General features: G+C 69.9%; 22 protein-coding genes and 3 pseudogenes. 8 read left to right on the forward strand and 17 right to left on the reverse strand.

The window, feature by feature from the left end:
• Nucleotides 1–127 precede the first annotated feature (127 nt).
• From QFZ82_RS07390 to QFZ82_RS07405, 4 genes are all read right to left on the reverse strand, one after another.
• Nucleotides 128–1,927: a BCCT family transporter gene (locus QFZ82_RS07390; RefSeq protein WP_373429252.1), complete on the reverse strand. Its 1,800-nt coding sequence runs from the start codon at nt 1,925–1,927 to the stop codon at nt 128–130.
• 80 nt (nt 1,928–2,007) lie between these two features.
• Complete coding sequence (locus QFZ82_RS07395) at nt 2,008–3,285, reverse strand: M14 family metallocarboxypeptidase (protein ID WP_307712365.1); 1,278 nt, start codon at nt 3,283–3,285, stop codon at nt 2,008–2,010.
• Nucleotides 3,286–3,311: 26 nt separating this feature from the next.
• Nucleotides 3,312–5,288, reverse strand: coding sequence for a Xaa-Pro dipeptidyl-peptidase (locus QFZ82_RS07400; protein WP_307712366.1), 1,977 nt, complete (start codon nt 5,286–5,288; stop codon nt 3,312–3,314).
• A gap of 922 nt (nt 5,289–6,210) precedes the next feature.
• Nucleotides 6,211–6,684 (reverse strand): helix-turn-helix domain-containing protein, encoded by a 474-nt coding sequence (locus QFZ82_RS07405; RefSeq protein WP_307712367.1) that lies wholly within the window; start codon nt 6,682–6,684, stop codon nt 6,211–6,213.
• Nucleotides 6,685–6,785: 101 nt separating this feature from the next.
• Between QFZ82_RS07405 and QFZ82_RS07410 the strand changes: the two genes are divergently transcribed.
• Complete coding sequence (locus QFZ82_RS07410; protein WP_307712368.1) at nt 6,786–7,277, forward strand: PaaI family thioesterase; 492 nt, start codon at nt 6,786–6,788, stop codon at nt 7,275–7,277.
• A gap of 249 nt (nt 7,278–7,526) precedes the next feature.
• On the opposite strand, the pseudogene QFZ82_RS07415 reads toward QFZ82_RS07410, so the two are convergent.
• The 3 genes and pseudogenes from QFZ82_RS07415 to QFZ82_RS07425 all read right to left on the reverse strand — a co-directional run.
• Nucleotides 7,527–7,832, reverse strand: a pseudogene (locus QFZ82_RS07415) (alpha/beta hydrolase fold domain-containing protein); the annotation flags it as partial.
• A gap of 71 nt (nt 7,833–7,903) precedes the next feature.
• Nucleotides 7,904–8,296: an alpha/beta hydrolase fold domain-containing protein gene (locus QFZ82_RS07420; RefSeq protein ID WP_307712369.1), complete on the reverse strand. Its 393-nt coding sequence runs from the start codon at nt 8,294–8,296 to the stop codon at nt 7,904–7,906.
• A 500-nt stretch (nt 8,297–8,796) separates the two neighbouring features.
• Entirely contained in the window at nt 8,797–9,357 is a 561-nt protein-coding gene (locus tag QFZ82_RS07425) for a TetR/AcrR family transcriptional regulator (protein ID WP_307712370.1), read from the reverse strand.
• A gap of 114 nt (nt 9,358–9,471) precedes the next feature.
• On the opposite strand from QFZ82_RS07425, the gene QFZ82_RS07430 reads away from it, so the two are divergent.
• The 4 genes from QFZ82_RS07430 (at nt 9,472) to QFZ82_RS07445 (ending at nt 12,692) form a co-directional block, all read left to right on the forward strand.
• Nucleotides 9,472–10,164 carry an SDR family oxidoreductase gene (locus QFZ82_RS07430; RefSeq protein WP_307712371.1) on the forward strand — a complete coding sequence of 231 codons (693 nt, stop codon included), beginning with the start codon at nt 9,472–9,474 and terminating at the stop codon, nt 10,162–10,164.
• Nucleotides 10,165–10,222: 58 nt separating this feature from the next.
• Nucleotides 10,223–11,278, forward strand: a complete 1,056-nt coding sequence (locus QFZ82_RS07435) for an aldo/keto reductase (protein WP_307712372.1) — start codon at nt 10,223–10,225, stop codon at nt 11,276–11,278.
• A gap of 129 nt (nt 11,279–11,407) precedes the next feature.
• Entirely contained in the window at nt 11,408–12,412 is a 1,005-nt protein-coding gene (locus tag QFZ82_RS07440; protein ID WP_307712373.1) for an NADP-dependent oxidoreductase, read from the forward strand.
• 85 nt (nt 12,413–12,497) lie between these two features.
• On the forward strand, nt 12,498–12,692 hold the full coding sequence (locus QFZ82_RS07445; RefSeq protein WP_307712374.1) for an alpha/beta fold hydrolase: 195 nt from the start codon (nt 12,498–12,500) through the stop codon (nt 12,690–12,692).
• A 472-nt stretch (nt 12,693–13,164) separates the two neighbouring features.
• Here the strand turns inward: QFZ82_RS07445 and QFZ82_RS07450 are convergent, their stop codons facing one another.
• From QFZ82_RS07450 to QFZ82_RS07460, 3 genes are all read right to left on the reverse strand, one after another.
• Nucleotides 13,165–14,754: an ABC transporter substrate-binding protein gene (locus QFZ82_RS07450; protein WP_307712375.1), complete on the reverse strand. Its 1,590-nt coding sequence runs from the start codon at nt 14,752–14,754 to the stop codon at nt 13,165–13,167.
• Between the two features lie 318 nt (nt 14,755–15,072).
• The gene (locus tag QFZ82_RS07455; protein WP_307712376.1) at nt 15,073–15,909 is read right to left on the reverse strand and encodes a sugar phosphate isomerase/epimerase; all 837 of its coding nucleotides are present in this window, start codon (nt 15,907–15,909) and stop codon (nt 15,073–15,075) included.
• 27 nt (nt 15,910–15,936) lie between these two features.
• Nucleotides 15,937–16,068, reverse strand: coding sequence for a hypothetical protein (locus QFZ82_RS07460; protein ID WP_307712377.1), 132 nt, complete (start codon nt 16,066–16,068; stop codon nt 15,937–15,939).
• On the opposite strand from QFZ82_RS07460, the gene QFZ82_RS07465 reads away from it, so the two are divergent.
• Together QFZ82_RS07465 and QFZ82_RS07470 are read left to right on the forward strand one after the other, a co-directional pair.
• A complete protein-coding gene (locus QFZ82_RS07465) occupies nt 16,061–16,534 on the forward strand; it encodes a LacI family DNA-binding transcriptional regulator (protein WP_307712378.1) in 474 nt (157 codons plus the stop codon). The genes QFZ82_RS07460 and QFZ82_RS07465 overlap by 8 nt on opposite strands.
• Nucleotides 16,535–16,554: 20 nt before the next feature.
• Nucleotides 16,555–16,786: pseudogene (locus QFZ82_RS07470) on the forward strand (SDR family oxidoreductase); the annotation flags it as partial.
• 103 nt (nt 16,787–16,889) lie between these two features.
• On the opposite strand, the pseudogene QFZ82_RS07475 reads toward QFZ82_RS07470, so the two are convergent.
• The 4 genes and pseudogenes from QFZ82_RS07475 to QFZ82_RS07490 form a co-directional block, all read right to left on the reverse strand.
• Nucleotides 16,890–17,352 (reverse strand): annotated as a pseudogene (locus QFZ82_RS07475) (carboxymuconolactone decarboxylase family protein).
• A 155-nt stretch (nt 17,353–17,507) separates the two neighbouring features.
• Nucleotides 17,508–18,680, reverse strand: a complete 1,173-nt coding sequence (locus QFZ82_RS07480) for an N-acetylglucosamine-6-phosphate deacetylase (RefSeq protein WP_307712379.1) — start codon at nt 18,678–18,680, stop codon at nt 17,508–17,510.
• Nucleotides 18,677–19,486, reverse strand: coding sequence for a 6-phosphogluconolactonase (locus QFZ82_RS07485; protein ID WP_307712380.1), 810 nt, complete (start codon nt 19,484–19,486; stop codon nt 18,677–18,679). The genes QFZ82_RS07480 and QFZ82_RS07485 overlap by 4 nt, the downstream gene beginning before the upstream one ends.
• Before the next feature lie 104 nt (nt 19,487–19,590).
• Entirely contained in the window at nt 19,591–20,565 is a 975-nt protein-coding gene (locus QFZ82_RS07490; RefSeq protein ID WP_307712381.1) for a LacI family DNA-binding transcriptional regulator, read from the reverse strand.
• Nucleotides 20,566–20,668: 103 nt separating this feature from the next.
• On the opposite strand from QFZ82_RS07490, the gene QFZ82_RS07495 reads away from it, so the two are divergent.
• Nucleotides 20,669–21,904 (forward strand): AGE family epimerase/isomerase, encoded by a 1,236-nt coding sequence (locus QFZ82_RS07495; RefSeq protein ID WP_307712382.1) that lies wholly within the window; start codon nt 20,669–20,671, stop codon nt 21,902–21,904.
• Nucleotides 21,905–22,064: 160 nt separating this feature from the next.
• Here the strand turns inward: QFZ82_RS07495 and QFZ82_RS07500 are convergent, their stop codons facing one another.
• From QFZ82_RS07500 to QFZ82_RS07510, 3 genes are all read right to left on the reverse strand, one after another.
• On the reverse strand, nt 22,065–22,424 hold the full coding sequence (locus QFZ82_RS07500) for a hypothetical protein (RefSeq protein ID WP_307712383.1): 360 nt from the start codon (nt 22,422–22,424) through the stop codon (nt 22,065–22,067).
• A gap of 159 nt (nt 22,425–22,583) precedes the next feature.
• Nucleotides 22,584–23,462, reverse strand: a complete 879-nt coding sequence (locus QFZ82_RS07505) for a carbohydrate ABC transporter permease (protein ID WP_307712384.1) — start codon at nt 23,460–23,462, stop codon at nt 22,584–22,586.
• Nucleotides 23,459–24,382, reverse strand: coding sequence for a carbohydrate ABC transporter permease (locus tag QFZ82_RS07510; RefSeq protein ID WP_307712385.1), 924 nt, complete (start codon nt 24,380–24,382; stop codon nt 23,459–23,461). Before QFZ82_RS07510 ends, QFZ82_RS07505 begins: the two co-directional genes overlap by 4 nt.
• Nucleotides 24,383–24,412 lie beyond the last annotated feature (30 nt).

Consider the following 24,412-nt stretch of genomic DNA (forward strand, 5'->3'; position numbering starts at 1 on the left):
CGCCACGCCCGAGCCGGGCGGGGCGGGCGTCGCCTCCTGCGAGCGCGGCCGGGAAGGACGTGCTCGGCCCGGTCCGGTCCGCCCCGCCTGGTCCGGACGCACGCCATCCGCCCGCCCGGCCGGCCCGTCAGCTCCCCTCGGGGCGGTCCTTGTCCGCGTCCGGGGGCGTGTCCGTGTCCGGCGTTCCGGGGCCCTCTTCCGCCTCCTCCGGCGGGATCCGGCCCGCCTCCGGGCCCGTGCCCGGGCCGATGCGGATCTCGAACGCGCCCGCGTACTTCTCGTGGCCCGCGATCACCGCCGATTCCACCGCCTCCTCGGCGATCTCGCCGCGGACGATCAGAGGGTCCTGGCGCAGGTCGCGCATGAGGGCCACGCACATGCCGATCATCACCAGCACGAACGGGGCCGCCACGAGGATCGTCAGGTGCTGCAGGCCCGCGAGCGCGTCCCCCTTGCCCTCGCCGACGAGCAGCATCACCGCCGCCACCGCTCCGGTCACCACGCCCCAGAAGACGACGACGAGCCGGGCCGGTTCGAAGGTGCCCTTCTGGGACAGCGTGCCCATCACGATGGAGGCGGCGTCCGCGCCCGAGACGAAGAAGATGCCGACGAGGATCATCACGAGCAGGCTCATCGTGCCCGCGATCGGGAACTGCTGCAGCACGCCGAAGAGCTGGCCCTCCGGCGTCGTCTCGTCCGCCATCCGCCCCTCCTCCTGGAGCTTCATCGCCGTGCCGCCGAAGACGGCGAACCAGACCAGGCTGACCGTGCTCGGCACGAGGATGACGCCGCCCACGAACTGGCGGATCGTACGGCCGCGGCTGATGCGCGCGATGAACATGCCCACGAACGGCGTCCAGGAGATCCACCAGGCCCAGTAGAAGACCGTCCAGCTGCTCAGCCAGTCCGCGACGTCACCGCCGCCGGTCGCCGCCTCCGTACGGCCGGCCAGCTGCGGCAGGTCGCCGACGTAGGAGGCCAGCGAGGTGGGCACGAGGTCGAGGACGAGGATGGTGGGCCCGGCGATGAAGACGAACACGGCGAGCACCACCGCGAGCACCATGTTGGTGTTGGACAGCCACTGGATGCCCCGCTCGACCCCGGAGACCGCCGAGAACACGAAACACACCGTCAGCACCGCGATGATGGAGATGAGCAGCCCGGTCCCGGCCCTCTCCATCCAGCCCAGTTCCTGGAAGCCGCTGCCGATCTGCAGTGCGCCGAGGCCCAGGGACGTCGCGGAGCCGAAGAGCGTGGCGAAGATCGCGAGGACGTCGATCACGCGGCCCGGCGCGCCGTTGGCCTTCTCCTTGCCCATCAGCGGCTCGAAGACGGCGCTGATGTTCTGGCGCCTGCGGCGCCGGAAGGTGCTGTACGCGATGGCGAGGCCGACCACCGCGTAGATCGCCCACGGGTGCAGGGTCCAGTGGAAGAGGGTGGTGGCCAGGGCCGTCTGCATGGCGTCCGCGGAGTCGACCGGATCGGTGCCCGGCGGCGGGCTGGTGTAGTGCGCGAGCGGTTCGCTGACGCCGTAGAACATCAGGCCGATGCCCATGCCGGCGCTGAACATCATCGCCACCCACGACACCGTCCGGAACTCGGGCCCCTCGTGTTCCTGGCCGAGCGGAATCCTGCCGTAGCGGCTGATCGCCAGCCACAGAGCGAAGACGACGAAGCCCGAGGCGGCCAGGACGAATGCCCAGCCGCCGTTGTGCATCAGACCGTTCAGCAAGGTGTCGGAGGCGCTCTCCAGCGTTTCGGTGAAGGCCGACCCCCAGACCACGAAGGCGAGCGTGAGGACGGCCGTCACGCCGAACACCACCCGGTCGGTGACGGCCGGTCTGTCCTCGTGCGGGTGGCGGCCCGGCAGGGCCGCCTTGACCGGATACCACAGCCGTTTGCCCGGCTTCTGTTGCTCGTGCGACACGGGGGCACCTTTCACGTGTTCACGGAGTCCGATTGCACTCCCCGCTACCCCCTACCACACCGGGCAATCAGCTCCCGGGATCAACAGGCGTCAACAGGTTTCCCCTCCGTGAGGTGATAGGCCGCGCGGGTGTCGAGCAGCAGCGGAATCAGCTTGCGCTGGGACTGCCGCAGCGGTACGACGGCGCCGCCTTCGACGGGCCTGACCGCGACGCCGTGCAGCGCCAGTTCGTCCTTCACCTCCGTGTACTGGGCGGTGTCGAGGCGGTACGCGCAGGGCGGGTCCTGGAGAGTCTCCTCGGGCGCGGCCGGGTCGTTGTCGGCGCCGCCCAGGTAGACCGGTCCACGGTCCGCGAGACCGGCCTGCCGCGCCGCGCCGGTCGCCGCCTCGATCCGTCCCCGCCGCTCGTCACTGAAGGCGAACAGGCCGCTGAGTGCGGCCAGTTGGCTGTGCACGCGTCGGCGGTTGTTCAGCGCCGCGTCCGCCTGCTCCTCGGGCGTCAGCGGGTCGACGCGGCTCTCGATCAGCAGTCCGACCGCGTTCTTGACGCCGGTCGCGTTGCGCAGGATGCGCTCCTGGCCGTCGCCCGCGGTCTGCCTGATCGGCTCCCCGGTGACCGGGTCGGTCCAGATGCCGTACGTGCCGGTCGAGTAGCCCTCGTGCCCGGCAGCCGGGCGGACGTAGCGCGCGGACAGCGTCTGCGCCTCGCGGTGGACGGCGTCGTCGGTGTTGAGGTTGCGGGGCCAGAGGTCGAACAGGTCCTTGTCGTAGTAGGGAGGCGTGGCTCCGTACTCGTGCAGGTCGTAGACCACGTCCGGGCGCCGGTCGCGGATCACGGCGGCGATGGCGCGTCCCTCGGCGGTCTTCAGGGCGATGTGGTCGCGGTTGATGTCGACGCCGTCGGAGTTGCCGCGCGTGTCGGCGGCCCGGCCGTCGGGGTTGGCCGTGGGCACGACGAGGAGGTGGGTGCGGGACAGCAGCCGGCGGGCCGCCTCGTCCCTGCCGTACGCGAGGTCGCGGACGGTGGTCAGACACGCCTCGCGGCCGGACGGTTCGTCGCCGTGCTGACTGCAGATCAGCAGCACGGTGTGGTCGGCTTCGTGGTTGCCGAGGTGGACGAGCTGGAGGGGACGGCCCTGCTTGGTGCTGCCGATCCGTTCGACGGACACGGCACGGTTGTCCCGGTCCGCGGCCGCGAGCAGTGTCTGCTCCTCGGGCTGGGTGGTCCAGCGGGCGCCGTTGCTCGTCTCGAAGCCGGTGCGCGGAACGCCGGGCGCGGCCTGCGCGGGCGCGGTGACCAGTGGTGCGGCCAGCACCGCCGCCACGCCCGTCAGCAGCAGGGTGTGCAGGCGGGGCATCCGGAGCACGGTTCGGGTGCGGGGTGTCATCGGCTGCTGCCTCCGGGGATCGGACGGATGGGACGCGGGCCCGCGACGCCTTCGGAGCTCCGATCGCGCGCGCCGGGACGGTCGGCGGTCGGGACGGTGGCGCGGGCGAAGGCGGCGGCTCCGCCGACGAAGGGCAGGTCCGCCGTGGTGCGGGCGAGATCGAGGGTGAGCCGCGGGGTGCTCGCCGGCGGGTCGATCAGGTTCCGGTCCGTGCCGGCGACGACGAGGGCGAGCCGGTGCCCGGCCGGGACCACGTGGTCGCTCGCGTGCAGGTCGAGGGTGATGGTGTACGGCTTGCCGGGGGTCAGCGGCCGTCCTTCGGCCTCGGAGGCGTGGTTGCCGAGGTCGGCCCAGCCGCGGCTGAAGATCGTGTGGCCGACGTCGGCGGTGTCCGCCTTCGTCTCCTTGAAGCAGGAGCTGTCGCCGGCGGTGCTCGCGCCCCAGCAGGTGCGTGCGGCAAGGGTGGTGATGCCTTCGCCGGACGCCGCGTAGTCGCGGATGGTGGCCGGCCCGAGGTCGACGAGCACGGCCGTCAGATGGGCGCTCGTCGTCGAGGGGGTGGCGGTGACGGTGACCCGGCCGGTGCCCGACAGGCGCAGAGCGCGGGCGAGCGGGCGGGTGACGAACCCGGCCTTGGCGGCCGTGCTGGTGTCGACGGCGGCGGCCCAGTCGCCTTCGTCCAGCGCCGGGTCGTCGGTGAACGTCTCGGTCGCGCCGGGGGGCGCGGGTCGCAGCGACAGCGTGCCGACGCCGGGAGCGCTGCCGTTGCCCGGGCGCAGCGAGGCCGTGGCGGTGCCGCGCGGCGGCCAGACCCGGTCGGTGGACCACTGGTCGGGGGCGTGCTCGATGTCGGCCATCGGTTCGCGGTCGATGCCGTTGTCGAATCCGAGCAGGTAGTGGTCGAACCAGCGGTGCAAAGTGGAGACCCACTCACCGCGCCGGAAGTCGAACGGGTCGACGTGGCCGGTCTGGGAGAGCCAGATCTTGCGCGCGACGCCGTTCTCGGCGAGGGCGTCCCACCACTGTCCGACGTGCCTGGCACGGACGTTGAGGTCCTGCATGCCGTGCACGGCGAAGACGCTGGCCCGCACCTTGTCCGCGTCCGGCACGTAGTCGCGTTCGGCCCACAACGGGGTCAGGTCGCCGCTGCGCGGGGCGCCGTCGACGAGGCGTTGCTGGACGGCCTGGCAGCGCGCCCGGGCGTCGGGGCTCTCGACGTAACCGGAGAGCCAGTCAGGGCCGGAGTCGTACAGCGGGGCGCCCTTGGCGAAGTAGTAGTCGTACCAGGAGGAGATGGCGCCGATCGGGACGATCGTCTTCAGTCCTCGTACGCCGGTGGCGGCGACGCCGTTGGCGATGGTGCCGTCGTAGCTCTTGCCGATCATTCCGGTGGCGCCCGTGGTCCAGTCGGCCCGGGCGCGCTCGCCGCCGGTGCGGGCGGTCCAGCCCTGGGCGCGGCCGTTCAGCCAGTCGACGACCGCCTTGGCCGACTGGATGTCCGAGCGGCCGCCGACGTCGACACAGCCGTCCGACCGATTGGTTCCGGCCAGGTCGACGGCGACGAAGGCGTAACCGCGCGGGACGAAGTAGTTGTCGTAGTAGAGCGGGAACTGGACGGGGTCGCCGTTCTCGTCGTACGTCTTGCGCTGGCTCTCGTTGCCGCGCCCGCAGCAGGAGTAGTACGGACTGGCATCCATGATCACGGGGATCTTCCGCCCCTGACGGGCTGTCTCGCGGGGGCGGACGATGTCGACGGCGACCCGGTCGGTGCGTCCGTCGCCGTCTCCGTCGAGCCGGGTGTCGACCCAGACCGACTCGCGGATCGCGTTGTCGTAGGAGTAGACGGGTCTGCTCTCGCGCGCCGGCGGCGCGCCCTGTGCCCCCGCGGGGATGCCCACGGCCAGCAGGGCGGCGGAGGCCGCGAGGACGAGCGATCTGTACGTCAGGCGGGTGGCCCGCACACGCATCGGCATGGGCCGGAAGGTACTCCTGTCAACTGCCGTGCGACAGGGGGCACTCGGGGGAACGCCGCGATCGCGGGCGGCTCGCCTCCGGACACGGCGCGAACCGGTCGGCGGACGCTTGACCGCGCCGCCGCAGAGCAAGGAGCAGGGGCGAAAGGTGTTGTGACCGGTCGTCGTTCGTTGTTCCCGACACCGACGTGCCGGTCACGGGTCCGACAGGGAAGAGCAGGTGGAGACTGTCGTGAACCTCGTACTGTGTCCGGGACGGCCGGAGGATGTCACCGAGTGAGGCAGGATCCGCTTCGGGGCCTTTGCCGGAATCGCCCGCGCACGGCTATCCCGCCGACGCCCCGGGCGGCGGCAAACGGCGTTGCCAATCCCGCCGTCGTACAGCCCTGCCGCGACACCTACCGGAGCTGACTATTCATCCGGGTGTCGAGCGCGGCCCCGAGCGCCGACTGTCCGTACAGCGGAAGGGCCGCAGCAGGTTTGTTTTCGCAGAGACCGTGTCCCTCGCAGGTCGTGTCGCTTTGGGCTCGAGCCGAGCCTGTGGCGCGTGTCGCGCTATGACGGAGCACGGTGTCCGATTCCCCGCTGTGGGTGTGGCGAACATCATGTCTCACCGAACTCGGCGGCCGAGGAGAACTCTACGGGCGGGAGGTGCCCGAGCGGTGGGTTTCGGTGCTGCCCGCTGATGCGTTGTCTGGTGTCAGGAGGTGCGGCAGGTTTCGCAGCTGCTCTGCATCTCGGCTCGCGGCCCGGCGCCGTGGAGGCGGAAGCGGCCGGGCTTGACGCAGGTTTCGCAGGCGAGTTCGGAAGCGCGGTCGCCCGTTCGGCGAACTTACCGTCGCGATCACCCTCTTGAAAGCGGCCGGCGTCTCCAGTACCAGGGCATTCCGCCATCATCCGGCTGCCCGCCCGGGCTAACGGCTCACGAGAGACGTCGCGCACCTGACCCCAGCCGGACGGTGACGTCCTCGGAAGTCAGGGGGGTGTGCTCCGCGGAGCACTGGACGGTGACGTGAACTGGGGCGCCGCAGTCAGTGTGGGTCACGTCCAGGACGGGGCCCGGGCTCTCGGGGTCGACGGCGTACGTCTCGCCCCACTGGCTGAGCGCCACCAGGACGGGCCACAGGTCCCAGCCTTTACGGGTCAGGTGGTACTCGTTGCGGGAGCGCCGGCCCGGCTCCTGGTAGGCGACAGCCTTCAACACGCCGGCTGCGGTCAGCTTCCTCAGGCGGTCGCTGAGGACGGCCTCCGAGAGGCCGATGTGACGGTGGAAGCCGTCGAAGCGGCGCACCCCGTTGACGGCGTCACGCAGGATCAGCAGCGTCCATTTCTCCCCGACTACATCCAGCGCACGCTGAACTGGGCAGTTCTCCGTGCTCACCTCAAGCCACTCCATCCCGTCATCGTAGAGCCCCTGGCTTCGTCATTGACAGTCAGATGAGGGCGCAGCTAGCTTCACTTGGGAAAGCCAGATGATCAGAAGGAAGGCGCTGCGCTGTGGGGCGAACACGTACGTACAGCTGGGACGATCCGGCGATCCCGGCACAGGCCGCTGCGGGCATGGCCGGTCTCGACTTTCTGCGCGAGGTGCAGGCGGGGCGGCTTGCCCCAGCGCCCGTCGGCCAGACCCTCGACTTCACCCTGGACGAGGTGGAACACGGCAAGGCGGTCTTCTCCCTGGTGCCGGGCGAGGAACACTACAACCCGATCGGCAGCATGCACGGCGGCGTCTTCGCCACGCTGCTCGACTCCGCGGCGGGCTGCGCAGTCCAGTCCACGCTCCCGCAGGGGATGGCGTACACCTCGCTCGATCTGACGGTGAAGTTCCTGCGGCCGGTCACCGTGGCCACGGGCCGGGTGCGCGCCGTCGGCACGGTGGTCAGCGGTGGTCGCCGAACCGCGCTCGCCCAGGCCCAGTTGCTCGACACGGCGGACCGCCTGCTCGCGCACGCCACCAGTAGCTGCCTGCTCTTCCCGGTGCCCGTGTGACTTTCTGAGACAGCGGGACACCGAAATGCCGGTGACCGGTTCATCGGTCACCGGCATCGCGGTGTCCCGCTGTCGCGACGGCCTTTCGAGCCCCGCTCTCCTGCTGGGGTCAGGCACCGAGGTGCTGGCGCAGCCACTGGCCCATCTGCTGGATAGCCTGGTCGTCTCGGGTACGCGTCCGGCGCTGAGGATGAAGGAGTGCTGGCCTTCGGGCAGCGGGTGGACCTCGGAGGTGATCTTGAAGTCGGCGAGGCGGCGGCCGAGCGCAGCGCCGTCGTCGGCGAGGGTCTCGTACTCGCCGACGTGAACGGTGGTGGGCGGCAGGCCGGTCAGGTCGGCGTTCACGAGGCTGATCTGCAGGTCGGCGAAGTCCACGGCGGGGTCCTGGAGCCAGGCCGCCCGGAAGCGCTCGAACGTGGCCCTGCTGAGCATCCGGTCGTTGCTCTCGTTCGTGTCCACCGCCGGGAGCTGCATGGTGAGGTCGGTCCACGGCGAGACGCTGACGATTGCGCCCGGGGTCGCCTCACCCTTCGCGAGCAGGCGCAGCGGCAGCATCACCGCGAGGGTGCCGCCGATCGAGTGGCCGGTGTGCCGATGTTCTTCGGCTCGTAGCCTTGGGAGAGCAGTCAGCGGTAGGCGGTCTCGGCGTCGTCGAGCTGGGCCGGGTAGGGGTGCTCGGGGGCCAGGCGGAAGTCCACGACCAGCGAGCGCACGCCGGCGGCCTTGGCGATGTGACCGGCCGCCTTGCGGTCGGAGTACATGGAGGCGGTGACGGATCCGCCGAAGTGGAAGTGGAGCAGCGCCTTGCTGGGGTCGGCGCCCTCGGGGATGGCCCACAGGGCGGGGACACCGCCCGCGTCGACCTCGGCGTAGCCGACGCCTTCGGGTTCGGTCGACGCACGCTGATAGGAGTCGATGATGTCGCGGACCACGGCCAGGTCGAGGCCGGGTACGCCCGACTTCGCGCTCGTACAAGCCTGGAACTCCGCGAACTCGCGCTGCTGCTGGCTGATTCCCATGGTGGTGCTCCTAGCTTGGATCGGGTGGAGGCCGACTGATCGGCCGGCCGCCCCGGAGCCAGAGATTGATCATGTGGCCGGTGAGGCCGTGGAACGCTTCCTGGAGCGCTTCGCAGAGAGTGGGGTGCGTATGAACGTTGCGGGCCAGTTCGGTGGCCGTCAGGTCCCACTTCTACCGGGACGCACGGTTCGGCGAGGGTGACGCGGCGACGACGGCGCGTCGTGTCCGCCGTCATGTTCCTGGCGATGGCGGCGAGCGTGAACGTCGCCGCGAGCGTCGACGAGATCGTGCGCGGCATCCGGGAGCAGATCGCAGTCCTGCTGACACGTTGACGTCGGCTGCGCAACTGACACTTCACGGACATGCGGCCCGGAACTGACTCGCGCACGGTGGGGTCGGTGCGCCAGGCGCCGGCGGCCTTCTCCCACCGCCTCCGCCTGGCCGCGGATGCCTCGTCGCCCACAAGCGCGGTCGACGTGCACCCGCACCGCGCCCCTGATCAGCCTGCTTCCGTCAAGGCTGCGTGCGCGGCGGCGAGGATCTCCCCGGAGAGCGGGAAGCCCTTGGTGGCCCGGGACAGGACCAGCGCACCGAACAGGGTGCAGAGGCGGACGATGCCGTCCTGGTCGTCACTGGCAAGGAAATCGGCGAAGTCAGCCACCCCCTCGGCGTAGACGCGACGGGCCTCGCGCCCCCCGCCCTCACGCGCGATGTCGGTGGCGAGCGCGGCGACCGGGCAGCCGTCCGACGGATCGTCGCGGTGCTCGATGGAGAGGTAGGTGTCGATCAGCACCTGCTGGGCGGCTTCGCGCTGCCCGTCGTGCCGCTCGAGCCCGGCGCTGTAGCGCTGGGTGAGCTCGGCGAAGGCGTGGGCGGTGGCCTCATCGACCAGCGCCTCCTTGGAGGCGAACTGCTTGTAGAACGCGCCGTGGGTCAGACCGGCCGCCTTCATCAGGTCGGCGACGCTGACCTGCGTGCCCTGCTCCCGAAACAGCCGAGATGCGGTGTCCACCACCCGCCTGCGATTTTCCTCCGCCTGTGCCTGCGATACGCGGCCCATGACCACCTCCCACTTGGATGTCGACTGGCATCTATCGTAGACCCATGTTTAGATTGAATGCATAATCTAATTCGTTGCGGGTGGCCGACGGCGCCCGCCAGGACAGGAGCGAGCATGGAACTGAAGAACACGGTCGCGGTCGTCACCGGCGCCAACCGAGGGCTCGGGCGACACCTGGCCGCCCAGCTCGTCGAGCGCGGCGCGAAGGTGTACGGCGCGGCCCGACGCCCCGAGACGGTCGACGTGCCGGGTGTCATCCCATTGCGGCTGGACGTCACGGACGAGGCGTCGATACGGGAGGCCGCCCGCGTGGCGTCCGACGCGACACTGCTGATCAACAACGCGGGCATCTCGACCGGCGCGACGCTGATCGGAGGCGATGTGACTGAGGTGCGCAGGGAGATGGAGACCAACTTCTTCGGCCCGCTCGCCGCGACCCGGTCCTTCGCCCCGGTCATCGAGGGTAATGGTGGCGGCGCCGTACTCAACGTCCTGTCCGCCCTGTCCTGGTTCCACCCTGCCGGCCTCGGCTCCTACGCGGCATCCAAGGCCGCCGCCTGGGCGCTGACCGGTGCCACCCGTGACGAGCTGGCACCCCGTGGCATCGCCGTCTCGGCGCTGCACGTCGGCTACATGGACACCGACATGGCCGCCGACGTGCCCGCCGACCAGAAGGTCGCCGCCGCCGACGTCGCGGCCCAGGCCCTGCAGGGCATCGAGGCGGGCCAGCCCGAGATCCTCGCCGACGAGACCAGCCGGTACGTCAAGCAGAGCCTGTCCGCGGCACCCCAGCCGAACGCGGGCTGACGCTGCCTTCTCCACCCCGGCGCAACCGCCTTCACGCCTCTTCCCGCAAGGACATCTCATGCGTTACACGACCTTCGGCCACCGGACCGGACTGCGCGTCTCTGAGTACGCGCTCGGCACCGCGAACTTCGGCACCGGCTGGGGCGCAGGCGCCGAGCCGGACGAGGCACGCCGTATCTTCGACCGGTTCGCTGAAGCGGGCGGCACCTTCCTCGACAGCGCGGACGGCTACCAGTTCGGCGAGTCGGAGGAACTGACCGGAAAGCTGATCTCCGCCGACCGCGACCACTTCGTACTGGCCACGAAGTTCACCCTCGGCGCCGCCCCGCAGCCGGACATCTCCAGGACGGGCAACAGCCGCAAGAACATGGTCGCCTCGGTGGAGGCCGGCCTGAAGCGCCTGGGCACCGACTACATCGACCTGCTGTGGGTGCACTTCCCCGACGGGCTCACTCCGATGGAGGAGCTCCTGCGCGGACTCGACGACCTGGTGAGCGCCGGCAAGATCCACCATGCCGCGCTGTCCAACTTCCCCGCCTGGCGCGTCTCGCGCGCCGTGACCCTCGCGGACCTCAGGAACTGGGCACCCGTCGTGGGCATCCAGAACGAGTACAGCCTCGTCGAGCGCACCGCCGACCGCGAACTCCTGCCCATGGCCGAGAGCCTCGGACTCGGCGCCGCCCTGTGGTCCCCGCTCGGCGGCGGACTGCTCACCGGCAAATACCGCAGCTCCGCCGAGGGGCGCCTGAGCGACCTGGGCATGGTCATCCACACCGAGAACACCGGCCAGAAGACCGCCGTCGTCGACACCGTCCTGGCCATCGCCGAGGAGACCGGCGTGACACCCGCCCAGGTTGCGGTGGCCTGGGTGCGCGAGCGCGCCGCCCGTTCCGTGGCCACGCTCGTCCCGATCATCGGCCCGCGCAACCTCTCCCAGCTCGACAGCTACCTCGGCGCCCTCGACGTCCAGCTGGCCGACGCGCAGTACACCCGCCTGACCGAGGTCAGCTCGGTGCCGCTCGGCGCACCCCACGAGGGGATCGCCGCCTCCCTGGACCGCCTCCAGGGAGGCGCCGCCGACCGCGTCATCACCCCGGTCGTGCCAGTGGCCTGATGGGTGAACGCGGCTGAATACGCGGTGCGCCCGCGCCGCAGCCAGAAGAACAACACAAACTATCTCGTACTGGGATGGGCGAGCGGAGACGCCGCCCTTTCACGGACGGGACACGGAAGGGAGACGACGATGAGGGCTTTCATGGTCGAGAAGTACGGCGACCAAGCCGGGATGCGCGCCGCCGAGCTACCCGACCCCCAGGTGGGCGCCGACGACGTCCTGGTCAAGATCCACGCGGCGGGCGTCAACCCGCTGGACCTCAGGATCCGCAACGGAGACTTCAAAGCGTTCCTGCCCTACCGTCTCCCGCTCGTTCTGGGCAACGACCTCGCCGGGACGGTCGTCCGGGTCGGCCCGTCCGTCACCCGCTTCGCGGTGGGCGACGAGGTCTACGCCCGGCCCGACAAGGACCGCATCGGCACCTTCGCCGAACTCATCGCCGTTCACCAGGACGACCTGGCACCCAAACCCGCCACACTCACCATGGCCGAGGCCGCCTCCCTCCCCCTGGTCGCCCTGACCACATGGCAGGCCCTGGTCGAGCGGGCACACGTGCAACCGGGTCAGAAGGTCCTCATCCACGCGGGCGCCGGCGGCCTCGGCTCCATCGCCGTCCAGCTGGCCAAGGCGCTGGGCGCGCACGTGGCCACCACCGTGAGCACAACCAAGGTCGACCTCGCCAAGGACCTCGGTGCGGACGTCGTCGTCGACTACCGCACCCAGGACTTCGAAGAGGTCCTCGACGGCTACGACGTCGTCCTCGATAGCCTCGGCGGCGAGAACCTCGCCAAGTCCCTGCGCGTGCTCAAGCCCGGCGGCACGGCCATCAGCGTCGCGGGCCCGCCCGACCCGGCCTTCGCCCGCGAACTCGGCCTGAACCCGGTCCTCCGCCTTGCCATGACCGCGCTCAGCTTCAAGACCCGGCGCAACGCGAAGCGCCGCGGCGTGACGTACTCGTTCCTGTTCATGAAGGCCAGCGGCGACCAGCTGCGCGAACTCACCCCCCTCATCGACGCCGGAAAGGTCCGTCCCGTCGTCGACTGCGTCTTCCCGTTCGACGAAACCCTCCAGGCCATGGAGTACGTCGAGAAGGGCCGCGCGAAGGCTGGGAAAGTCGTCGTCTCCATGACGTGAGCGCGGGCACAGCCCAGCCGGACGCCGAGGCAGCCCGTCACAAGGAGAAGCCCAACCCCCACACCCCCGTCCCCCGCAGGACCTGTTGCGCATCCAGCAGCCGGTCCTGGTGACCAACGGCGAGAGCGACCGGATGGTCCCGAGCGTCAACACCATCGACCTGGCGGCCCGACTGCCCCGGGGTGAACTCGAGCCCCTCTACCCCGACGCCGGACACGGCGGGATCTTCCAGCACCACGACAGATTCGTTCCGCGGGCGCTCGCATTCCTGGAACCGTAGCCAGCAGTCAGACAGGCCCAAGGCTCCTGCCTTGCACCCAGCGAGACCAGCACCAGGAAATCCGTCCTCGCAAATTGCCGCCATGAACAGCGACCTCAGCTTCGGTCAGCTGATCATTCGGTGCTTCGCCCGCACCCTCGGCCCGGCCGAGCCAGCCTGCAGTGGGCCGGGGTGGGCCTGTATGACGGCAGCACCATCGTTCACGTGACCACCCGTCTGGGCGGGTGAGTAAGCCGACGAGTCCGGCCTCACCGCGCACGGACCGGACAGCAGCAAACTCAAGCCCATCGATCTGCGCGTTACGCGCGGCGAGGCGTTCCTTCAGGCCGGATACCTGTTCCTTGAGGCGCTCGATCTGTGCAGCCCGCGGGTCCGGAATTGCGCCCGTTTCCCGATGGCGGACTGCGGACCGGGTGCGGACTGCAAGACCAGGCGATCAAGGAAACCGCAGGTCAGAGGGCTTGAGTAAAGATCAGGTCTTCTTGATCTCCCAGAAGCGAAAGACGGTCGAAGCGTCCAGGGTCCACTCCAGGCCCGTGATGTTGCGGTAGGCCACCGCGTACTGCTTGCCCTGCCAGAGTGGCAGGATGGGCAGTTCCGCCGCGACCAGGTCCTGGAGTTCCCCGTACTGCTGCTCGGTGGCGGCCCGGTCGGCGACGGCGGCGGTCCGGGGGAGGATCGAGCCGGTGATCGTCTTGTTCTGGTAGTGGTTGCCGAGGACATTGTCCTCGCCGAAGAAGGGCTGTGTGAAGTTGTCGGGGTCGGGGTAATCGGGGACCCAGCCCTTCGCGTAGACGCCGTACTGCCCTGCCGCGATGTCCTTCTCGTACTGCTCGAATCCGACCGACTTGACCGTCACATCGAACAGGCCGCTGTCGTTGAGCTGCTGGGCGATCGCGTTGAACTCCTGGTCGGTGGCGGGGCCGTAGCGGCTCGGCGTGGACCAGAGGGTGAGCTTCACCTTGTCGCCGATGCCGGCGGAGCGCAGCGCCTGCTTCGCCCGCTGCGGCTGCGGAGTGCCACCGTACATGTCGAAGTAGGCGGTGTTGTGGCCGGTGATGCCGGCCGGGATGATCGAGTACAGCGGGGCTGCCGTGGACTGGTAGACGTCCCGGACCAGGGCGTCGCGGTCGATGAGATACGCGATGGCCTTGCGTACGCCGAGCTTGCCGACGACCGGGTCGTTGAGATTGAAGACCAGGTGATGCACCTCTGCGCTGGTGCCCTCGATGACCTCGATGCCCTGGGCGCCGGCCGACGCCGAGCCCTGGAACTCGGATATGTCGTCCGCGGTCAGTCCTCGGTAGGCGATGTCGACCCGCCCCTCGCCGAGCGCCGATGCCAGCGCCTTCTGGTCGCTGCGGAAGAGCTTGAGGGTGATGCCCGAGTTCTGCGCCTTGGCGGTGCCCTGGTAGCCGGAGTTGAGCGAGAAGACCGCCTCGTGCTTGCCGTACGAGTCGAGCTTGTACGGCCCCGAGCCGACTGCCTTGCCGTCGGTGCGCAGCGCGTCGGCCTCGTACTCACGGTGGTCGACGATGGAGCCGGCGCCCGAGGCGATCTTGCTCGGGAAGGTGGCGTCGGGGACGTTGAGCCGGAAGACGACCGTCTTCTCGTCCGGCGTCTCGATCTTGTCGATGGTGGAGAGCAGAGGCATGGGTCCCGCGTCGCTGGCGATCTTCCGCACCCGCTCGAAGGAGAACTTCACATCCTCCGACGTCAGAGTGTTGCCGTTGCTGAATGTCAGACCGTCGCGCAGTGTGCAGCGGTAGACCGTGCTGCCACCCTCGTCGAAGGTGCAGCGCTCGGCCGCCTCCGGCTGTGGGGTGGAGCTGCCCTTGGGGAAGCTGAGCAGCGACTGGAAGACGTTGTTGAACAGCAGCCAGGAACCGGGGTCGTAGCCTGCCGCCGGATCGGTGGCGAGGACCTCGTCCGACATTCCTATGACCAGCGAGTCGCTGCCGTCGGAACCGGCACCGCCCTCCTGGTTGCCGCAGCCGCTCAACAGGCCGGCCGCCAGCCCCGCCGCGAGCGGGGTCGTCAGCCACTTGTTACGTGCCTTCACAGAACCGTGCCTCTGATCTCTTGTGCCATAGGGCGGCGATATGCCCCGCCGAATGCTACAAGTCGGACGACTCCCCGGCGCAGCCGGCCGGAACCCGCCTAAAACGGTGCGCAGCGTCCTGCACCACCTGCTCCGTGAGGACATCCCCGCGCGTCGCGGAGGCCTGCAGCTCTTCCCGTGCGGAGGCCTGCCAGAGCAGGCCCTGATTCCTGTACCCGCCGGACGCTGGAGCGTTCGTGCGTTTCACAAGACAGACGACTCTCCGTTGGGTGGGTGCTCCTGTCTCTTCCGTCAAGCTCGGAGAGGATGGGCGCCCTGTCAGCCATCGGCGCACTCCCGCACAGCGGCGTGACACCGCTCGACCGCCGATCGGGGATCGAGCGCATAGGTGCCGTCGCCGAAGAGCTCGAACGTCATGTACCCCTCGTAATCGTGGCGTTCGAAGGCCCTGAGGTATTCGGTCAGCGGGAGTTGCCCGTCGCCCCAGGCCAGGTGTCCCGTGGGCCGGCCGTCGACCAGGTGCACATGGCGGATGCGGTGGCCGAGCGCGGTGAAGGCGTCGTCGACGCTTTCCTCCGCCACGGCCATCGCCACCGTGTCGAGCACTGCTCCGAGACGGGCGTCGCCGATCTCGTCGAGCATCGCCGCCAGCGTGCGGAAGTCGTTGACCAGGTTCGACTCCACGCGCTGGAGCGGTTCCAGCACGCATGTCACTCCCAGCGTGTCCGCGTAGGCGGCGATGGCGCCGATCGCGTCGACGGAGCGGTGCCAGGCGGCCTCCACGGGCTCGTTCTCACGGCCCCGGCCAGGCGTCAGGAGCAGCAGCTCCGCGCCGAGTTCGGCACACAGTTCGGCCGCCCGGTGGAACATGGCGATGCTCTGCGTGCGCAGCCAGTCGACCGGTGAGGCCACGTTGACCGGGTACATCACCTGCTCAGGGGTCAGGCAGTAGGCCGCGAGGCCACGCGCCTCGATACGGCGGCGGACGCTACGTGCGTCGGCGTTGTTGAGCTGAGGGATGTGGAGGTGCGGTGCGATGCCCCACAGTTCGAGCTTCTCGCGGCCGAGGGCCGCCGCGTCGTCCAGGAAGGTATCGAACGGCAGGTGCTGGTAGGCGAAGTTGGATCCGGTCACCTGCCGCAGTCGGGCCGGCATGAGGTCTCCATTCGAGGTGAGGCGCGTTCACTTGCCGATGCCGTCGGCCAGGCCCTTGACGATGTAGCGCTGTCCGAAGAGGAACAGCAGCACGACCGGTACGGCCGCGATCGCCATGCCGGCGAACACGACGGGGAAGTCGGTACCGTGCTTGCTCACCGCCGCCTCGCAGAATCTGTGGACCGACGGGGAGCGCCTGTGCGGATACCTGGACGCACTCGACGATGCGGGCATCCCCTTCGACCCGGAACTGGTGATGGTCGGGCCGAAGGTGGAGGAGCGGACGACCCAGGAGGTCGCCCGGATGCTGGCCCTCCCCCACCGCGTCACCGCGCTGTTCTGCACCGAGACCGACGCCGTGACAGGTGCTCTGCGCGCTGTCCGGGCCCGGGAGCTCGCCTGCCCACGTGATGTGTCCCTCATCGGGTTCGACGACAGCGCCTGGGCCGCGGTCATGGATCCTCCGCTGACGATGATCGAACAGCCGGTGCACCAGCTGGGCTCCAAGGCGGCCGAAGTCCTGCTCGACATCCTCGAAGGAGCCGAACCGCGCCGCCAGATGGACACGCTCCGTGCGCGTCTCATCGCGCGCTCATCGGTCGCACCACCGCCCGCGTCTCCCTGACTGCGGCACACGCGCGCTCCGGGCAGCGCGCCGTCGTCCACTGCTCCTCCCTCGGCGGCCTCGGCGGCATCCCCGGTCGCGGCCCACGCCTCCAAGCACGGCGTGATCGGCCCGACCGGCAATGCCGCCCTCGAATACGCCCCGCGCGGCATCCGTATCACCGCCGTCTGCCCCGGCACCATCGGCACCCCCATGGTCGGCGACATGATCGCCAAGGGGGAACTCGACCGCGCCGAGGCCAAAGCCAACAAGTCGCCCAACACTGCGAGGTCCCCGCCCGACACCCCGGCTCGAGCGCACTCTGTCGTCCAGGTGGCACCGGCGAGCGGTGCCCGGGGCGTGTGCTGCCGGCGTCTTATCCGAACTGGCCGGGCTGGTAGTCGCCAGGGGGCTGCTGGACGATCACGTTCCCGCGGTTGAACGCGTTGATCAGGGCGATGAGGCACACCAGAGCGGCGAGCTGGTCCTCGTCGTAGTGCAGCCCAGGCCTCGTCCGTGACCCCGCCGGCCGCGTCGGCGATGCGGGTGCCCTGCTCCGCCAGCTTCAGGGCGGCCCGCTCGGCGTCGGTGAACACCTTGGCCTCGCGCCAGGCCGCGACCAGGTTGAGGCGGGTGGAGGTCTCCCCGGCGTGAGCGGCCTCCTTGGTGTGCATGTCGGTGCAGAAACCGCAGCCGTTGATCTGACTGGCGCGGATCTTCACCAGCTCCTGCGTCGCGGCCGGCAGCGTCGAGTCCGAGATCGCCTTGCCCGCCGCAACGATGTGCTTCCCGAACTTGGCTGCGACGGGGTTGTCCCAGAGGTTCAAACGGGCATCCATGGTGGCCTCCTTGGCGTTGTGGTGACACCTCTTGGACGGACCGGCCCGGCGCGTTGTGGCATGTACGAATGTGACGTGCGTCTCCCCGGACCTGCGCAGGACCGTGCCGCATCCCGGACGTCAAGGAGCCCGACCGGACCGCGTGCCCGGGCGGCTCAGGAGCCGGTGGGCCCTCTCACCTCCACGCCGCCGACGAGCGTGGCGAGCAGCCGCAGCCGTCCGCCGCGTTCCTCGTCACCGGCGCCGTTCCACTCGGCGACGCACAGGTCGGCGCGCGTGCCCACCTCGATCACACCGCGATCGGTCAGGCCGAGCACCCGCGCCGGATTGGCCGACGCCATCGCCCATACCTGGGCGAGGGTGAAGGGGGTCTCCCGCACGGCCCAGCGCACGCAATCGAGCAGTGACCGGCCCGATCCCGCGAGCAGTTGAGTCCCGGTCAGCCGCAGCCTGCCGGACGGTTCCACGGTGACCGCTCCTCCCACCGGCGTGCGGTACTCCCCCGCCGGGCACCCTGCCAGTGCGACCGAATCACTGACGAGCACCGTGCGTCCGATCCCCTTGGCCCGGACCATGGCGACGAAGGCGTCGGCCGGCAGGTGATGGCCGTCCGCGATGAACGTGGCGGTCAGCGCGTCCTCGGCAAGCTGGGCCCACACGTGGTTCGGGTGCCGCGGCAGCACGGCGTGCGTTCCGTTCCCCAGGTGCGTCGAGAGCCTGGCGCCGGCGCGGGCAGCGGCCCGCACCTGCGCCGGCGAGGCGTCCGTGTGCCCCAGGGCCACGACGATCCCGGCCCGCTTCGCGGCGCGGATGTAGCTCGGGGCGCCAGGCAGTTCCGGGGCGAGCGTGACGATGCGGACCAGGCCCGGTGCGGCGGCGAGCCACAGCGCCAGCTCCCCCGGGTCGGGGTCGCGCAGATGCCGGGGGTCGTGAGCGCCGCGCGGACCGTCCGCGGGCGCCAGATACGGGCCTTCGACATGCACGCCGGCGACGGTGTGGGCCACGAGCGGGGCGCGCTCACATGCCTCTGCCACGGTCCGCAGCGTCGAGAGGATCCGCTCGCGCGATGCGGTCACCACGGTGGGACAGAACGACGTCACCCCGTGCGCCCAGAGCGCCCAGGTCAGTTCCCCCACCGTGTCGGCCGAGACGTCCTCGGCATTGACGTCGCACCCGGCGTAGCCGTTCACCTGGAGGTCCACCAGACCCGGCAGGAGCAGCGGGCGGCCGGGGCGCGCGCCAAGTGGCTCGATCGATGCGATACGGCCGTCCTCGATGCACAGCCGCACGTCGCGGCCGTCGAGCAGCCGGCCGTCGAGGCGGGTCACGACGCCCCTTCGAGGTGGCCCGCCGCCGGGTTGCCGGGTGTGAGACGGCCGGCCGCCGCGGCGTCGAGATACACCGAGACCGCCGGGTGGGTCCTGATCGCGCTCGCCGGGCACTGCGCCCCCAACGGTCCTTCGAGGGACGCGGCAACCGCCGGCGCCTTGTGCGAGCCGTGCACCGTCACGACCACCGCAGCGGCACTCAGCAGCGCGGGCACGGTCAGGGTCAGGGCATGGGTCGGCACATCGTCCAGCGCGGGGAAGAGCCCCTCCTCCACCTGCTGCCGGCGGGACGTCTCGTCCAGACGGATCAGACGGACGGTCTCAGGGTCGTCGAACCGGGCGGCGCCGGGCTCGTTGAACGCGATGTGGCCGTTCATGCCGATCCCCATACAGACCAGGTCCATCTGCGCCGCCCGCACGAGCGCCGCGTACCGGGACGCCTCCCGAGCCGGTTCGAGGCCGGGCGTCATGCGCTCGAACCGCCCCGGCCCGGCCGCTGACAGACGCTCTTCGAGCCATGCGCCGAAAGCATGCGTGCTCCCCTCCGGCAGACCCACGTACTCGTCCATGTGGAAAGCGTGCACCGTGCTCCAGTCGACCAGGGGGTCGCTCAGCAGCGTGCGGAGCATTTCCTCCTGCGAGGGGGCCGAGGCGAACAGGACGCGGGCCCGCCCCTTCGTGGCGACGGCGGCACGAAGGATCCGTGCCGCCTCGCCGCCGGCGGAGGCCCCCGTCGCGGCGGCGTCGTGGCAGACGTGTACCCGTACGCCGTCGACGGCCCTCTCCGATTCCTCCGGCAGACTCATCGTTCCACCCTTCGATGCAATCGGTTGCAGCGACATTAAGGGCTGCCACAGGAAGGGTCAACAGGGTGCGGGGCCGCCCCCGTTCGGCGCGTGCCGACAGGACGTCAGGCGGGGCGGCCCGTCGAGCCGCGCAGGGTGAGCGTGCCCTCCAACCGGACGTCCCGGACCTGCTCCCCCGCCATGCGCCTGTGCAGCGCGTCGACCGCGGCCTGCCCGAGCCGGTCCACCGGGGCGGTGATCGTGGTCAGCGCGGGCGTCACGGCACGGGCGAGCAGTACGTCGTCACAGCCGATGACACTGCATCCGGCCGGCGTGGGGACTCCGGCCTCGGCCAGTCCGCTCAGGACTCCGCAGGCCATCAGGTCGTCGAACGCGAAGGCCGCCGTCGCCCCGGACCCCACCAGCGCGCGGGCCGCCTCGCGCCCGCCCTCGAAGGACGCCGCGAAGGACCCGAGCTCCACCAGCGTGACGCGGGTGCCCTGGGCCCAGGCCCGGACCGTGGCCGCACGCTGCCGGGCCGCCCACGACGCCGAGGGGCCGCACATCAACGCCACCTTGCGGTGGCCCAGTTCCTCCAGGTGCCTGCCCGCGGCGGTGAGCGCCTCGGTGTTGTCGCAGACGACCGCCGGGAAGCCGCGCATCCTCCGGTTCACGACGACCGCCGGGAGCCCTTCCGCGGCTCCCTTCAGTTCGGCGGACGAGCGGGGGGAGGCGATCACCAGCCCGTCGACCTGCCCCTTGAGCTGCTTGATCAGCCCGATCTCCGCCGCGGCGCTCTCCTCCGCGTCGACGAGCATCACGGAGGCCTCCATCTCGGCCGCCGCCCGCTGGACCGCCCTCACCAGCGGCGGGCAGAACGGGTTGGTTATGTCGTGGACGAGCAGCCCGATCGTCCCCGACCGGCCGGTCGCGAGCCCGCGGGCGGCCTTGTTGGGCCGGTAGCCGAGTTCCCGGGCGGTCGCGTGGATACGCTCCCGCACCTCGGGGTTGACGACCTCGGGCCGGCTGAAGGCACGCGAGACCGTGGCAGCGGAGACACCGCACATCTGGGCGATCGAGTAGATCGTCGCCTGCTTCATTCCGCCTCCACATTCTGTTTCCACCGATCGGCACCGCTCAGGCGCACCGAGACACTATTGTACTTGTCAGTACTGCAATCGGTTGCACTCAGGAGGTCTGCCCATGACGTCCGCAGCGCGGGAGCAACTGGAGCGTGTCGTCCTGCCGTACTGGCTGGAGCGGGGCCCGGACGCGGAGCGTGGCGGGTTCCACACGTGCTACGACAACCGTGGCCGCAGCCTCGTCTCGACGGACAAGTTCACCTGGTCGCAGGGGCGCCTGGTCTGGCTCCTGGCCCGGGCCGCGCGGATGGCCCGGAGCGGGCTCCTCGACGTGGACGCCTGCCTGCTGGAAGGCCTCGCGGTCCGCGGCGCGCAGTTCCTGGTGGACCACGCGATCCGCCCGGACGGCACCTGCCACTTCGTCGTGGACGCGGACGGTGTCCCCAAACGCGGGCCGACCGGGGAGACGCAGAGCGTCTACGCCGACTGCTTCGTGGTGATGGGGCTGGCCGAGCTGGCCGGGGCGACCGCGTCCCCGTCCTGGCTCGACATCGCCGAGCCCGTACTGCGCCGCGCCACGGCAGACATCACGGCCGGCCGGGCCGCGACGCCGCCGTACGCGGTTCCGGCGGGGCACACCGCGTTCGGCCCGCGGATGATCCTGCTCAACACGCGCCTGGAGCACGCCCACGCCCTCGCGCGCCTGGGGCTGCTGACGGACCGGGACGTGGCCGCGCTGTCCGCCGCCCGCACGGCCATGCTCTCGCACCGCAACCCGGACGGGACCTTCACCGAGATCGTCTCCCCGAAGGCCCGTGACACCTCGCTGGTGGCCAGGCACCGGGTGCCCGGCCATGCGATCGAGGGCATCTGGGTGGCGCTGGAGGCGACTGAATTGACGGGGGATCAGGATGACGTGCCGGAGCTGCTCGAGAGCGTCGACGTGCTCTGCCGCTCCGCCTGGGACCCGCAACACGGCGGCCTCTTCCGGTACGTCGACGCCGAGGGCCCGGTGGCTCCCCGCGGGACGACCACGGGCACGGCGTACGAGGATCTGGTCACCGCGACCTGGGACACCAAGCTGTGGTGGGTGCACACCGAGGCCGCCTACACGACCGCCCTGGGGGCACGCCGGTACGGGGACGGGGCGTGCGCCGACTGGGCGGAGAGGATCTGGGACTACACGGTCGCGACCTTTCCCGGGAGGAACGAGGGGGAAGAGTGGATCCAGATCAGGGACCGCGCGGGGCGGCCGCTCGACCGGGTCGTGGCACTGCCGGTCAAGGACCCGTTCCACATAGCCAGAAACCTGATGCAACTGGTGGAGTTGTACGGGACGGCCGGGGAGCGCCGCTGAGGCCGGGCGGGCACCGGTCGGTGCGGAGCCCGACGGGCTCCCCACCGTCCCGGCATCGTCCGGTTCCGGCCGATCCCGGTCGCAGCCGGGAGCCACTCCCCCCGGCCCGGCCGTGTGCTGCGCGGTGCGGTGGGGTCGCACTCCGGCCCAGCCGCCTACTTCACCGGCGTCCAGCGGTACAGCGTGCTGCCGCGGTTGTAGTAGTAGGAGCCGTGGCGGTCGATCGCCAGGTTCGCCACCCGGTCCGGATCACCGTCATCTCCAGGGTCCTCGGGTCGATCCGGAACAGCCGGCCGGTCGAGGTGCCGACCAGTTGGCCGCGGTGCCAGAAGAGTTCCCGGCCGGTGGCGTAGATCTTGCTGTCGTCGACCCCGAAGTACTTCTTGATCAGCACGACCTTGCGCTGCTCGGGATCGAACTTGAAGAGCTCGTTCGCCGTGAAGCCCCATAGGTGGCCCTCGTCGTCGAAGGTCAGTGCCGAGACGTTCTGCGCCCCGGGGACGGGGACGGTCTCGAACACCACCTTCCCCGTGGCGGGGTCGAAGACGAAGAGCTTGCCCTCGCTGGTGGTGGGCTCGACGCCGATGCCACGGGGTTGACCATGCTTCTTCTCCCTGGGTCGGCCGACCGCTTCGCGTCTCCTCCGTCCCGTTGTGCACGAACACCGTTGCCGACGCCCTTACTTGAGCCCGCTCATCATCACGCCGCGTACGAAGAACCGCTGGAGGCAGATGAAGACGATGACCGTCGGGATGAAGGTGACCACCGCGGCGGCCATAGTGGTGGCCAGCGGGGTGTCCTGGGTCTGGAGGCTGTTGAGGCCCACGGTGAGCACGTAGTTGTCGGGGCTGCGCTGCGAGACGAGTGGCCACAGGAAGTCGTTCCAGTGCCACAGGAAGACGAAGGTGCCGAGCGTCGCCATGATCGGTTTGGTCTGCGGCAGGATGATCGACCAGTAGACCCGGAACTCCCCGGCTCCGTCGATGCGGGCGGCTTCGATCAGTTCGTCGGGGATGTCCTGGATGAACTGGCGCATCAGGAACATGGCCTGTGCGTTGGCGATGGTGGGGACGATCAGCCCCCACATCGAGTCCAGTCCGCCCATCTCGGAGACCAGGACGAACTGCGGGATCAGGGTCAGATGGCCGGGCACCATCAGCATGGCGACGAAGACCCAGAAGACCAGCTCGCGGCCCATGAACCGCTTCTTGGCGAAGGCGTAGCCGGCCATCGAGGCGAAGAGCAGCACCAGGACGACCGACACCAGGGAGTAGACGGCCGAGTTGAGCGCCCAGCCCAGCACCCGTTCGCTGCTCAGCGCGTCGTGCAGGGCCGCGAACGAGACGTCCCTCGGGAGCAGGGAGCCCGGCATCCGGATACTCTGCCCCGGCTGCAGCGCGAGCGCGACCATCGCCCAGAACGGGAAGAACGTGACCAGCGCGCACAGGAACAGCGGGACGTGCATCCACTCGGGCCGGCGCCTGCGCGGCACGGGCCGCCGGACGGGTCGCTCCTTCAGTGCCTCGACCTCGGGGGGTCGCTGGACGAGTGACGTCATGACTGTCCCTTGTTCATCAGACGGCGCTGAACGAGTGACGTGATGAGGGTGAGCACCAGCAGCACCACACCTGCCGCGCTGGCGTAGCCGAAGTCGAAGTACCCGAAGCCCTGGTCGTAGATCATGTAGGTCAGCGAGTAGCTCGCCCTGACCGGTCCGCCACCGGTCATCACGTAAATGGTGTCGAACACCTGGAACGAGCCGATGATCTCCAGGACCAGCACGAAGAACAGGGCCGGCTTGAGCAGGGGGAGCGTGATGTGCCGGTACCGGTGGCGCCATTTGGCGCCGTCCACGTGGGCCGCCTCGTAGTACTCCTTGGGGATCGCGAGCATGCCCGCCAGGAGGATGAGCATGTTGTACCCGAAGCCCTTCCACGCGCTCACGACGGCGAGCGCGGGGATGACCATGCTCTCGCTCTGGAGCCAGTTCACCGTGGGCAGCCCCACGAGCCCGAAGAGCCAGTTGAGCGGGCCGTCGTTCTTGAAGATCCAGACCCAGATGATGCCGGACATCACCGTGCTGGTCACCACGGGCAGGAAGAAGACCGCACGGTAGACGCTCATTCCGCGCAGCGTCCGGTCGCACAGGGTCGCCATCGCGAGGGACACCACGAGACTGAGCGGGATCGCGAGGATCGTGTAGTAGGCGGTCACCTTCAGCGAGTTCCAGAACAGGGTGTCCTGGAACAGCCGGACGAAGTTGTCCGCGCCGATGAACTCGACGTCGCCGCTGATGCGGTACTTGGCCAGACTCAGACCGGTGCCCATCACCGTCGGGATGATCCTGAAGATCAGGAAGAACACCACGTACGGGAGGATGAAGACGTAGCCGGCGAGCGCGGCGTTGGAGCGCCACCACGGCCGGCCCGGACGTCCGCGCTCCGGGATCGTCCCGGCCTTGGCGGTCTGCGCGCTCACTGGCGCCTCCTTCGGATTCGAGGCCGGGTG

The organism is Streptomyces sp. V4I23 (assembly GCF_030817975.1).
Taxonomy (GTDB): Bacteria; Actinomycetota; Actinomycetes; order Streptomycetales; family Streptomycetaceae; genus Streptomyces.

Excerpts from the sequence above, each read along its gene's own strand:
- QFZ82_RS07420 (WP_307712369.1), bottom strand. The coding sequence starts at position 8,296 with ATGGGAATCAGCCAGCAGCAGCGCGAGTTCGCGGAGTTCCAGGCTTGT.
- QFZ82_RS07455 (WP_307712376.1), bottom strand. The coding sequence starts at position 15,909 with ATGCCGGCCCGACTGCGGCAGGTGACCGGATCCAACTTCGCCTACCAG.
- QFZ82_RS07485 (WP_307712380.1), bottom strand. The coding sequence starts at position 19,486 with ATGAGTCTGCCGGAGGAATCGGAGAGGGCCGTCGACGGCGTACGGGTA.
- QFZ82_RS07425 (WP_307712370.1), bottom strand. The coding sequence starts at position 9,357 with ATGGGCCGCGTATCGCAGGCACAGGCGGAGGAAAATCGCAGGCGGGTG.
- QFZ82_RS07505 (WP_307712384.1), bottom strand. The coding sequence starts at position 23,462 with ATGACGTCACTCGTCCAGCGACCCCCCGAGGTCGAGGCACTGAAGGAG.
- QFZ82_RS07440 (WP_307712373.1), top strand. The coding sequence starts at position 11,408 with ATGAGGGCTTTCATGGTCGAGAAGTACGGCGACCAAGCCGGGATGCGC.
- QFZ82_RS07400 (WP_307712366.1), bottom strand. The coding sequence starts at position 5,288 with ATGCCGATGCGTGTGCGGGCCACCCGCCTGACGTACAGATCGCTCGTC.
- QFZ82_RS07490 (WP_307712381.1), bottom strand. The coding sequence starts at position 20,565 with ATGAAGCAGGCGACGATCTACTCGATCGCCCAGATGTGCGGTGTCTCC.
- QFZ82_RS07495 (WP_307712382.1), top strand. The coding sequence starts at position 20,669 with ATGACGTCCGCAGCGCGGGAGCAACTGGAGCGTGTCGTCCTGCCGTAC.
- QFZ82_RS07435 (WP_307712372.1), top strand. The coding sequence starts at position 10,223 with ATGCGTTACACGACCTTCGGCCACCGGACCGGACTGCGCGTCTCTGAG.
- QFZ82_RS07405 (WP_307712367.1), bottom strand. The coding sequence starts at position 6,684 with ATGGAGTGGCTTGAGGTGAGCACGGAGAACTGCCCAGTTCAGCGTGCG.
- QFZ82_RS07430 (WP_307712371.1), top strand. The coding sequence starts at position 9,472 with ATGGAACTGAAGAACACGGTCGCGGTCGTCACCGGCGCCAACCGAGGG.
- QFZ82_RS07395 (WP_307712365.1), bottom strand. The coding sequence starts at position 3,285 with ATGCCCCGCCTGCACACCCTGCTGCTGACGGGCGTGGCGGCGGTGCTG.